The 10018-nt window shown below is 71.8% G+C and carries 11 protein-coding genes; 6 read left to right on the forward strand and 5 right to left on the reverse strand.

The features are described from left to right. Nucleotides 1-36: 36 nt before the first annotated feature. The 3 genes from ACWC1K_RS44685 to ACWC1K_RS44695 are packed head-to-tail and all read left to right on the forward strand — an operon-like array spanning nucleotide 37 to nucleotide 2649. Nucleotides 37-828, forward strand: coding sequence for an SDR family oxidoreductase (locus tag ACWC1K_RS44685; protein ID WP_450839298.1), 792 nt, complete (start codon nucleotides 37-39; stop codon nucleotides 826-828). Between the two features lie 26 nt (nucleotides 829-854). Further along, nucleotides 855-1466 (forward strand): TetR/AcrR family transcriptional regulator, encoded by a 612-nt coding sequence (locus ACWC1K_RS44690; RefSeq protein WP_450839300.1) that lies wholly within the window; start codon nucleotides 855-857, stop codon nucleotides 1464-1466. Nucleotides 1467-1491: 25 nt separating this feature from the next. Further along, entirely contained in the window at nucleotides 1492-2649 is a 1158-nt protein-coding gene (locus ACWC1K_RS44695) for an acetyl-CoA C-acetyltransferase (protein ID WP_450839302.1), read from the forward strand. 15 nt (nucleotides 2650-2664) lie between these two features. Here ACWC1K_RS44695 and ACWC1K_RS44700 read toward each other — a convergent pair whose 3' ends face one another. From ACWC1K_RS44700 to ACWC1K_RS44715, 4 genes are read right to left on the reverse strand one after another with little or no spacing between them, the layout of a single operon-like run. Continuing rightward, a complete protein-coding gene (locus ACWC1K_RS44700) occupies nucleotides 2665-3720 on the reverse strand; it encodes an NAD(P)H-dependent flavin oxidoreductase (protein ID WP_450839304.1) in 1056 nt (351 codons plus the stop codon). Continuing rightward, complete coding sequence (locus tag ACWC1K_RS44705) at nucleotides 3717-4436, reverse strand: CoA-transferase subunit beta (RefSeq protein WP_450839306.1); 720 nt, start codon at nucleotides 4434-4436, stop codon at nucleotides 3717-3719. The genes ACWC1K_RS44700 and ACWC1K_RS44705 overlap by 4 nt, the downstream gene beginning before the upstream one ends. Beyond that, nucleotides 4433-5269, reverse strand: a complete 837-nt coding sequence (locus ACWC1K_RS44710; RefSeq protein WP_450839307.1) for a CoA transferase subunit A — start codon at nucleotides 5267-5269, stop codon at nucleotides 4433-4435. The genes ACWC1K_RS44705 and ACWC1K_RS44710 overlap by 4 nt, the downstream gene beginning before the upstream one ends. Then, a complete protein-coding gene (locus ACWC1K_RS44715) occupies nucleotides 5266-6072 on the reverse strand; it encodes an enoyl-CoA hydratase family protein (RefSeq protein ID WP_450839309.1) in 807 nt (268 codons plus the stop codon). The genes ACWC1K_RS44710 and ACWC1K_RS44715 overlap by 4 nt, the downstream gene beginning before the upstream one ends. 99 nt (nucleotides 6073-6171) lie before the next feature. Here ACWC1K_RS44715 and ACWC1K_RS44720 point away from each other — a divergent pair, with 99 nt between their 5' ends. Continuing rightward, nucleotides 6172-6930, forward strand: coding sequence for an SDR family oxidoreductase (locus tag ACWC1K_RS44720; protein WP_450839311.1), 759 nt, complete (start codon nucleotides 6172-6174; stop codon nucleotides 6928-6930). Nucleotide 6931: 1 nt separating this feature from the next. Continuing rightward, entirely contained in the window at nucleotides 6932-7837 is a 906-nt protein-coding gene (locus ACWC1K_RS44725; protein ID WP_450839313.1) for an SDR family oxidoreductase, read from the forward strand. Nucleotides 7838-7843: 6 nt separating this feature from the next. Here the strand turns inward: ACWC1K_RS44725 and ACWC1K_RS44730 are convergent, their stop codons facing one another. Beyond that, nucleotides 7844-8368 (reverse strand): MarR family winged helix-turn-helix transcriptional regulator, encoded by a 525-nt coding sequence (locus ACWC1K_RS44730; protein ID WP_450839315.1) that lies wholly within the window; start codon nucleotides 8366-8368, stop codon nucleotides 7844-7846. A 134-nt stretch (nucleotides 8369-8502) separates the two neighbouring features. On the opposite strand from ACWC1K_RS44730, the gene ACWC1K_RS44735 reads away from it, so the two are divergent. Beyond that, nucleotides 8503-9948, forward strand: coding sequence for an MFS transporter (locus tag ACWC1K_RS44735; protein WP_450839316.1), 1446 nt, complete (start codon nucleotides 8503-8505; stop codon nucleotides 9946-9948). Nucleotides 9949-10018 lie beyond the last annotated feature (70 nt).

A 10018-nucleotide genomic window follows, 5' to 3' on the forward strand; every position in this document is an offset into this window, starting at 1 on the left:
TTCCCTAACAAGTGTTTGGTAGGTTAGCGTGGGGCTATGACAGTCGTCGAGAGTCCCGTGTACGAGCCGGGGCACGGGCTGCTGAAGGGACGCGCCGCCGTCATCACCGCGGCGGCCGGGGCGGGCATCGGCGGCGCGACCGCGCGGCGTTTCCTGGAGGAGGGCGCACGCGTGCTGATCGGCGACGCGCATGTGCGGCGCCTCAAGGAGTACGAGGCCGAGCTCGCCCGCGAGTTCGGGGCGTCGTCGGTGGCCGCCCTGCCGTGCGACGTCACCGACGAGGGCCAGGTGCAGGCGCTGTTCGAGGCCGCCGTGCGGGAGCACGGGCGGCTGGACGTGGTGGTCAACAACGCCGGTCTGGGCGGCACGTCGGACCTCGTCGACATGAGTGACGAGCAGTGGGCCCGCGTCCTCGACGTGACGTTGAACGGCACGTTCCGGTGCACACGGGCGGCGCTGCGGCTGATGCGGGCGGACGGACGCGGCGGCGTGATCGTGAACAACGCCTCCGTGGTCGGCTGGCGCGCCCAGGCCGGGCAGGCCCACTACGCGGCGGCGAAGGCGGGCGTGATGGCGCTGACCCGGTGCGCGGCGATGGAGGCCGCCGAGTACGGGGTGCGCGTCAACGCCGTCTCGCCGAGCCTGGCCATGCACCCGCACCTGGTGAAGGTGACGACGCCGGAACTGCTGGAGGAACTGACCGCACGCGAGGCCTTCGGGCGGTATGCACAGCCCTGGGAGGTGGCCAACGTGATCGTGTTCCTGGCGTCCGGCTACTCCTCGTACCTGACCGGGGAAGTCGTCTCCGTCAGCAGCCAGCACGCCTGAGGACCGGAGCGGACGACAATGGACCCGTGCCGACCAAGAAGAAGCCCCAGGTGACCGCCGCACCCGCCCGGCGGCGCGAACTCCTCGAGACCGCCGCCGAGGTCTTCGCCGAGCAGGGCTACAACGCCACCACCGTACGCAAGATCGCGGACCACGCGGGCATGCTCGCGGGCAGCCTCTACTACCACTTCGACTCCAAGGAATCGATGCTGGAGGAGATCCTGCGCACCTTCCTCGACGAGCTCTGGGGCGGCTACGACACCGTCCTGGACGCCGGGCTGGGACCGCGGGAGACCCTGGAGGCCCTGGTCACCGAGTCGTTCCGGGAGATCGACCGGCACCGCGCCGCCGTCGCGATCTACCAGAAGGAGAGCAAGCAGCTGCTCGCGCAGGAGCGGTTCGCGTTCCTCGCCGAGTCGCAGCGCAAGTTCGAGAAGGCGTGGCTGGCCACGCTGGAGCGCGGAGTCGCCGCCGAGGTCTTCCGGGCCGACCTGGACGTCCGGCTCACCTACCGGTTCGTGCGCGACACCGTGTGGGTGGCCGCGTCCTGGTACCGGCCCGGCGGACAGCACAGCCCGGAGGAGATCGCCCGGCAGTACCTGTCGATGGTGCTGGACGGGATCGCCGTACGCACGTAACCCGTGGGAAAGCTGGGGAGTCGCCATGGCCGAGGCCTATGTCGTCGAAGCGGTCCGTACGCCCGTGGGGCGGCGCGGGGGAGGACTGAGCGGGGTCCATCCCGCCGACCTCGGCGCCCATGTGCTGAAGGAGCTGATGGCCCGCTCGGGCGTGGATCCGGCCGCCGTCGAGGACGTCGTCTTCGGCTGTCTGGACACGGTGGGGCCGCAGGCCGGGGACATCGCGCGGACCTGCTGGCTGGCGGCCGGACTGCCCGAGGAGGTGCCGGGAGTGACCATCGACCGGCAGTGCGGCTCCTCGCAGCAGGCGGTGCACTTCGCGGCGCAGGCCGTGCTCTCGGGCACACAGGACCTGGTGGTCGCGGGCGGGGTGCAGAACATGTCGCAGATCCCGATCGCCTTCGCGACCCGCCAGGCCGCCGAGCCCCTGGGGTTCACCGAAGGCCCCTTCGCGGGCAGCGAGGGCTGGCGCGCACGGTACGGGGCCCAGCCGGTGAACCAGTTCGTCGGCGCGGAGATGATCGCCGCGAAATGGGGCATCAGCCGCCAGGACCAGGAGGAGTTCGCACTCAGGTCCCATCAGCGGGCGCTGCGCGCCATCGACGAGGGCCGCTTCGACCGCGAGACCGTCGCCCACGGCCCGGTCGCCGTCGACGAGGGCCCGCGCCGGGACACCTCCCTGGAGAAGATGGCCGGGCTGGGGCCGGTCCTCGACGGCGGCACCATCACCGCCGCCTGCTCCTCCCAGGTCTCCGACGGGGCGGCGGCGATGCTGCTCGCCTCCGAGCGGGCGGTACGCGAGCACGGACTGACGCCACGCGCACGCGTGCACCACCTCTCCGTGCGCGGCGAGGACCCGATCCGCATGCTCTCCGCCCCGATACCGGCCACCGCCCACGCCCTGAAGAAGACCGGCCTGACCATCGACGACATCGACCTCGTCGAGATCAACGAGGCCTTCGCGCCGGTCGTCCTGGCCTGGCTGAAGGAGACCGGCGCCGACCCGGACAAGGTGAACGTCAACGGCGGCGCGATAGCCCTCGGTCATCCCCTGGGCGCGACGGGCGTGAAGCTGATGACGACCCTGCTGCACGAACTGGAGCGCACAGGCGGCCGTTTCGGCCTGCAGACGATGTGCGAGGGCGGCGGCCAGGCCAATGTGACGATCATCGAGAGGCTGTGAGACGGCGGCGGACGCTCAAGCGTCGCCGACCGCCAGTGTGCCGATGATGTCCTCCGCTTGGGCCATCACCCCCTCCACCAGCTCCGCACACGAGGGCAGATCCCCGATCACCCCGGCGACCTGACCGGACGCCATCACCCCGAGGTCCGTACGGCCGTCCACCATGGCCGACTTGAGCAGCACGGGGGTGTTCGCCGCGAGCAGGACCTGACTCCAGGTGAGGTCCTTGCCGTGCTTCATGGCGAGCCCGTCGCGCACCAGCTGCCGCCAGGTCAGCCCGGACAGCCTGCGGAAGCCTGCCGCCCTGCGGACCGCGTGGAAGAGGGCCTGCGTGCGGCCGGAGTTCTCCAGGGAGTCCACCAGGTCCGTGCGGAGCATCCGGTGGGGCAGGCCGTCGACCGCCCTGGTCACGGTGATGTCCCGCACGGTCGCCGCCAGATACCGCGCCTTCACCGCGTCCGGCACGGTCGAGTCCGACGTCAGCAGGAACCGTGTGCCCATCGCGATTCCCGCCGCCCCGTACGCCAGCGCCGCGACCAGCCCCCGTCCGTCGAAGAAGCCGCCCGCCGCCACCACCGGTATCCGCACCGCGTCCACCACCTGCGGCAGCAGCACCGTCGTCGCGACCTCCCCGGTGTGCCCGCCGCCCTCGCCGCCCTGCACGATCACGGCGTCCGCGCCCCACGCGGCGACCTTCTCGGCGTGCCGGCGGGCCCCTATGGAGGGGATGACGACCACGCCCGCCTCCTTCAGCTCCGCGATCAGCTCGGCGGAGGGCGCGAGGGCGAAGGAGGCGACCCGCACGCCCTCCTCGATCAGGATCCGCACCCGGTCGCCGGCATCCGAGGCGTCGGCGCGCAGATTGACCCCGAACGGCGCGTCCGTACGGGACTTGACCTCCCGTACCGCCTCACGCAGCCGGTCGACCGTCATGGTCGCGGAGGCCAGGATGCCCAGGGCGCCCGCGTTAGCCGAAGCGGAGACCAGGCGCGGGCCCGCCACCCACCCCATGCCCGTCTGCACGATCGGATGCCGGACCCCGACCAGCCGGGTCAGAGCCGTCTCCCTCATGAACCGACCTCCCTGGCACGGCTGCCGGCCGGATCGATCACCTCACGGATCAGCTCCAGCTCCTCGGCGGTCGGCTCACGCGTCGTCGGCACCCCCTCCGGGACGGCCAGATCGAAGCCTGTCGCCTCTCTGACCTGCTCCACCGTGACACCCGGGTGCAGTGAAGCGAGCCGCATCGAGTGGTCGGGGGTGGCGAAGTCGAAGACGCCCAGATCGGAGACGACACAGGGGATGCGGTGGTAGCGCGCACCGGCCGCACGGTCGTATCCGACACCGCAGACCATGTCGACCTTCTCGACGAACACGCGCCGCGAATGCCTCGGCACCCAGTAACTCGTCGGATTGTTCAGGGTGTTGACCGGCGCGCCCCGCACCCCGAGCAACTGCCGCGTGGGGCGTTCCCAGTCGCCGATGCACGAGATGTTCTGGTTGCCGAACCGGTCGAGCTGGCTCGCGCCCATCATCACGTGCCGGCGGCCGCCGGAGACCAGGGCAAGGTGCTGCCGGTAGGGCAGCCAGCCCTCCGGCGTCCCGTCCGGGCGGACCAGCATCGCCTCGCCGTCGGTCAGCAGCAGGTCCGGGGAGAAGGTGAGCCGGGCGAGGCGGGCGCCGATGGACGGGATCAGTCCCATGGGGCTGGCGAGCACCTCACCGTTGCCCCGCCAGGCCTCGGCGCAGGCGATCACGCAGTACTCGGCGCGGGTGACGTCCGTCATGACTCCTCCCCGACCGCAGACTGATACGCCTGCTCGTCCCCGGACAGGAAACGGGCCGCGAATTCCGGCCACGGCGTGGTCGCGTATGTCTTCTGGAAGGCCTCGTCCCGCGCGTAGTCCGGCGCGCAGGAGGTGAAGTGCGCCCCGTTCGGCGCCTCGACGACGCCCGTCACCGTGTGCCGCTTGACCAGCAAGGTCTGCGGTGCGGCCTCCTTCGTCAACTCGGCCGTGTCGACGATCCGTTCGCACGACAGGTACGCCGCGTCCGCCGCCTCGCAGAACAGGTCGTCGAAGTACGGGTCGGGCCCCAGATACTGCCCGTTGCCCAGCCGGTCGGCGCGGCCCACGTGCACCAGGGCCGCGTCCATCCGCAGGGCGGGCATCGCCACGAACGTCTCCCCGTCCTCGTACGGCGAAGTCACCGTCCGCAGCGCGGGGTTGACCCGCATCACGTCCGAGCCGATGCCGGCCCGCACCGGCAGGAACGGCAGCCGGTTCGCCGCCGCGTGCAGCCCCCACATGAACATCGCCTCATCGATCTCCATCAGCTCGAAGGCACCGCGCTCGCGAGCCGCGCGGTAGTGCGGTTCGAGCGGGATGGAGTCGAGGGTGACGAAGGGCGCCACCAGTTTCCGGATCCGTCCGGCGGCCGCGAGCATGCCGACGTCCGGGCCGCCGTACGAGACGACGGTCAGCTCGCCGATACCGGACCGCAGCAGTGCCCTGACCAGGGCCATGGGCTTGCGCCGTGAACCCCAGCCGCCGATGCCGAGGGTCATGCCGCTGTGCAGACGGGAGACGACCTGCTCGGCGGTCATCGTCTTGTCACTCACGTCTGTGCACCCTCCCTCTCGTCCCTCTCGTCCCTCTCGTCCCTCTCGCCTTTCTCCTTGCCGAAGGCGCCGCGGACCCGGTCGCCCGCCCCGACCGTGTTCGCCTCGTAGGTGAAGCCCTGCTCGAAGCGGTAGCTGCGGCGCACGTCGACCGGGTCGATCCCGTTGATGGCGGCCTTGGCCAGCCGCAGCAGCTCACCGTCCTTCGCGGCTATCTCGCCCGCCAACTCCAGGGCTGCGGCCCGCAGTTCCTCCCGCGGCACCACCCGCCACACCGAGCCGTGTGCGTGCAGTTCGGCGGCGGTCGCGGTGCGGGAGGTGTAGTACAGCGCGCGCATCAGGTGCTGGGGGACCAGCCGGGACAGGTGTGTGGCCGCGCCCAGGGCGCCACGGTCCAGCTCGGGCAGCCCGAAGGTGGCGTCCTCGCTCGCCACGATCACGTCCGCGTTCCCCACCAGCCCGACCCCGCCGCCCAGGCAGAAGCCGTGCACCGCCGCCACCACGGGCACCTCGCACTCGTACACCGCAGCGAACGCCTCGAAGCAGCCGCGGTTGGCACCGGCCAGGGCGCTCGGTCCCCGCGCCTGTATCTCCTTGATGTCCACACCCGCGTTGAACCCGCGCCCGTCCGCCGCCAGCACCACGCACCGCACCTGCGGGTCGCGGCCGGCCGCGCGCACCGCGTCGGCCAGCGCGAACCAGCCGCCCACCGGCAGCGCGTTGACCGGCGGGAAGTCGACCGTCACGACGGCGATGCCATTTTTTCCGGGCCCCTTTTCCGGGGCCGAGGTGGAGACACCCATGCGCACATCAGCTACCTTTCCAACCAACGCCTTTCCACCAAACATTTGTTAGGTGCGAGTCTTCGAAGCTAGCAGCCCTCGGATCGGAGCGGGAGGCCTGTGGATAAGTTGCGGCGGCCGCAGCTGAGCGGCAGGACCGTCGTCGTCACCGGCGGCACCCGCGGTGTCGGAGCGGGGATCGCGCAGGCCTTCGCCGAGGCCGGTGCGCGGGTCGTGGCCTGTGCGCGCAGACCGCCCGACGTCCCGGTCGAGGGCGTCGAGTTCACGTCCCTCGACCTGCGCGATCCACCCGCCGTGCGGTCCTTCTTCGCCGCGCTCCCACGGCTGGACGTCCTGGTCAACAACGCGGGCGGCGGGCCCTACCGGCTGCTCACCGACGCGGAAGCCGAGCGGCACGCGCGCGTGCTGGAGCTCAACCTCCTCGCGCCGCTGACGGCTTCCCTCGCCGCTTACGAACACCTCAGGCGGGCGCAGGGCTCCGTGGTGATGATCGGCAGCGTCAGCGGGAGCCGCCCCTCGCCCGGTTCCGCGGCCTACGGGGCGGCCAAGGCGGGCCTGGAGAACCTCGCCCGCTCGATGGCCGTGGAGTGGGCGCCCGAGGTGCGCGTCAACACCCTCGTCGTCGGGATGGTCCGCACCGAGCTGGCCCACCTCCACTACGGCGGCCAGGACGGCATCGAGGCGGTCTCCCGCACGGTGCCGCTCGGCCGTCTGGCCACACCCGAAGACGTGGGCGCGGCCGCCGTGTTCCTGGCCTCCGACGCGGCCGCCTACATCAGCGGGGCGAGCCTGCTGGTGCACGGGGGAGGGGAGCGGCCGGCGTTCCTGGATGCGGCAACTGCCAACAAGGAGACGTGAGATGAGCGGAATCTGCGACGGGCGGGTCGTGGTCGTCACCGGAGCCGGCCGCGGCCTCGGGCGAGCGCACGCGCGCGCGTACGCGGCGGAGGGCGCCCGGCTGGTCGTCAACGACCTGGGGGTGGGTCTGGACGGGGCACCGGGCCCCGGCAGTCCGGCCGGGCGGGTGGTGGAGGAGATCCGCGCGGCGGGCGGCCAGGCGATCGCCCACGGCGGCGACATCGCCACCACCGAAGGGGCGGCCTCCCTGATCGCGACGGCCCTGGAGGCGTACGGCCGGCTCGACACCCTCGTCAACAACGCCGGCTTCCTGCGCGACCGGATGCTCGTCAACCTCGACGAGGACGACTGGGACGCCGTCCTGCGCGTCCACCTCAAGGGCCACTTCCTGCCGCTGAAGCACGCTGCCGCGCACTGGCGGGCCGAGGCCAAGGCGGGCCGCATGCCGGTGGCCCGGATCGTCAACACCAGTAGCGGCGCCGGGCTGCTGGGGTCGGTCGGTCAGGGCAACTACAGCGCCGCGAAGGCCGGCATCGTCGGCCTGACGCTGGTCGCCGCGGCCGAACTGCGCCGCTACGGCGTCCAGGTCAACGCCGTCGCGCCCGCTGCCCGCACCCGGATGACGGAACGCACCTTCGCCGACACGATGACGGCGCCCGCCGACGGCTTCGATGCGATGGCTCCCGAAAACGTCTCCCCGCTCGTGGTCTGGCTCGGCTCCGCCGCAAGCGCCGGTGTGAGCGGGCGCGTGTTCGAGGCGGAGGGCGGCCGGATCACGGTCATGGAGGGCTGGCGGCCGGGCCCGAGCGCCGACAAGGGAGCGCGCTGGAGTCCCGGCGAGGCGGGCGAGGCGGCGCTGAAGCTGCTGGCGGAGGCGGCGGAGCCGGGCGCGGTGTACGGGGCCTGAGCGGACTCAGCCGGTGAGGCGGGCGGCGGCCTTGCGCTGCTCCTCCGTCATCACCTGAAGGAAGCGGATCACGGTCTCCAGCTCGTCCGTGCTGAACTGCTCGCACGCCGCGGCGATGTCGCGCGCCCACTCCTCGAAGAACGCGAAGAGATGGGCGATCTTCTCCCGGTTCAGCTCGACGAGCACCCGCCGCTTGTCCGTCGGGTGCTTGATCCGGCGTACGAATTCCTTGGCTTCGAGGCGGTCGACCAGGCCGGTGACGGATGCGGGCGCCAGGCCGGTGCGCTCGGCGAGGTCCTTCGCGGTGAGTGGGCCGTGCCGCTCCAAAAGGTCGAGGGCCTTCTCCTCGCTCGGGATCAGGCCCTGCCGGGCGGACACCGCGGAGTGGAACATCACCGTGGCCCCGCTGTTCTCCCGGCCCACCGCGAACAGCCGCAGCAGTGTCTCGGCCCGCCGCGGGTCGTCCGTGGGGACGGCCCCTTCGAGGTTCGGCACCAGCCGCCGTTCGGATCCCGTCTCGCTGCCGCTCATGGGGTCAGCGTAGCAAATATTTCGTTCGGCCGAACTAAGTACTTGCGATCATCGAAGCATCGGTGCAAGTCTTTCGTTCGTCCGAACGAAATAAATCTGGGCTCGACGACGTCCGGAACCCCACGGGAGACGCCATGACCACCACCCTTGCCATGTCCCCGCCCACCGACGCGGCTCCGTACCCACGCCGCTGGGCAGCCGCCGTCGTGATGATGATCGCGGCGCTGATGGACCTGCTGGACGTCACGATCGTCAATGTGGCGATCCCGTCCATCGGCCGCGACCTGCACGCCTCGCAGAGCGAGCTGCAGTGGCTGGTCTCCGCCTATCTGCTGGGCTTCGCCGCCACGCTGATCGTTTCCGGGCACCTCGGGGACCGCTTCGGGCGCCGCGGACTGTTCCTCGCCGGCACCGCGGGCTTCGGACTGGCGAGCCTGGGGTGCGGCCTCGCCCAGACGCCCGGCCAGCTGATCGCCGCACGGGCCGTGCAGGGTGTGCTGGCTGCGGTGCTGATCCCGCAGGTGCTCGGCTCGTTCCGCACCCTGTTCGCGGGCAAGGAGCGCGGGGCCGCGTTCGGGATGTACGGGGCCGTCGCCGGGTTCGCCTCGGCGGTGGGGCTGCTCCTCGGCGGTCTGCTGACCGATGCCGATCTGTTCGGCTGGGGCTGGCGCTCGGTGTTCCTGGTGAACGTGCCGGTTGCGGTGGGCACACTGATCGCGGGCCTGGTGCTGGTGCCGGCCACTAAGGAGCGGTCGGCCGGGCGGCCGGATCTGCTGGGGAGCGCGGTGCTGGCGGCCGGGCTGGTGGCGATCGTGCTGCCGCTGGTGCAGGGCCGGGGGAACGGATGGCCGGTGTGGGGCTGGTTCTGCCTCGCCGCGGGTGTCTGCGCCGTCGCCGGGCTCGGGGTGTTCGAGGCGCGCCGGCGTGGTGCGGGGACGGTGCCGCTGCTGCCGGCGCGGGCGTTCCGGCTGCCCGCGTTCTCGGTGGGCGTGCTGGTGCAGCTGCTGTTCTCGGTCGGCATGCAGGGGTTCTTCCTGGTCTTCGCGCTCTGGCTGCAGGGGAGCGAGCAGTACACGCCGATGCAGGCCGGAGTGGTCACCGTGGCCTTCTCGGTCGGAGGGTTCCTCACCGCGCCTGCCGCGGACGCACTCGCGGTGCGCTTCGGGCGCCTCGTGCTCGGGGTCGGCGCGCTGATGATGGCCGCAGGTCTGGCCTGGGTGTGGGCAGCGGTCACCGACGCGCCCGCCGTACACACCGGCGCGTGGCCGCTGGTGCCCGGCCTGGTGGTCGCGGGGGCCGGACTGGGCTTCCTGGTGGTGCCCCTGGTGAACGTGGTGCTGTCCGCGGTGCCGGGGGAGCTGGCGGGCGGAGCGTCCGGGATCTTCTCCACGGCACAGCAGTTCGGGGGCGCGCTCGGGGCGGCGGTCGTCGGCACGGTGTTCTTCGACCACGCCGGGAACGGCCTGACGGACGCCCTGACGGCGGCGATGCCGTGGGTGACCGGGGCGTTCGTGGTGTGCGCGGCACTGTGCGCGGCACTGCCACGCCGGGCGGTGTCTTCCGGCCCGTCCGGAGCGTGAGGCATTTCAGCCCGTCCGGCCTTTGAGGACGAGGCCGTTCAGGCCGAACGGGGGTCTGGGGGCAGAGCCC

The organism is Streptomyces sp. NPDC001492 (assembly GCF_053597275.1).

Coding starts and splice junctions, on each gene's coding strand:
- ACWC1K_RS44695 (WP_450839302.1), top strand. CDS start 1,492: ATGGCCGAGGCCTATGTCGTCGAAGCGGTCCGTACGCCCGTGGGGCGG.
- ACWC1K_RS44730 (WP_450839315.1), bottom strand. CDS start 8,368: ATGAGCGGCAGCGAGACGGGATCCGAACGGCGGCTGGTGCCGAACCTC.
- ACWC1K_RS44735 (WP_450839316.1), top strand. CDS start 8,503: ATGACCACCACCCTTGCCATGTCCCCGCCCACCGACGCGGCTCCGTAC.
- ACWC1K_RS44715 (WP_450839309.1), bottom strand. CDS start 6,072: ATGGGTGTCTCCACCTCGGCCCCGGAAAAGGGGCCCGGAAAAAATGGC.
- ACWC1K_RS44700 (WP_450839304.1), bottom strand. CDS start 3,720: ATGAGGGAGACGGCTCTGACCCGGCTGGTCGGGGTCCGGCATCCGATC.
- ACWC1K_RS44685 (WP_450839298.1), top strand. CDS start 37: ATGACAGTCGTCGAGAGTCCCGTGTACGAGCCGGGGCACGGGCTGCTG.
- ACWC1K_RS44705 (WP_450839306.1), bottom strand. CDS start 4,436: ATGACGGACGTCACCCGCGCCGAGTACTGCGTGATCGCCTGCGCCGAG.
- ACWC1K_RS44725 (WP_450839313.1), top strand. CDS start 6,932: ATGAGCGGAATCTGCGACGGGCGGGTCGTGGTCGTCACCGGAGCCGGC.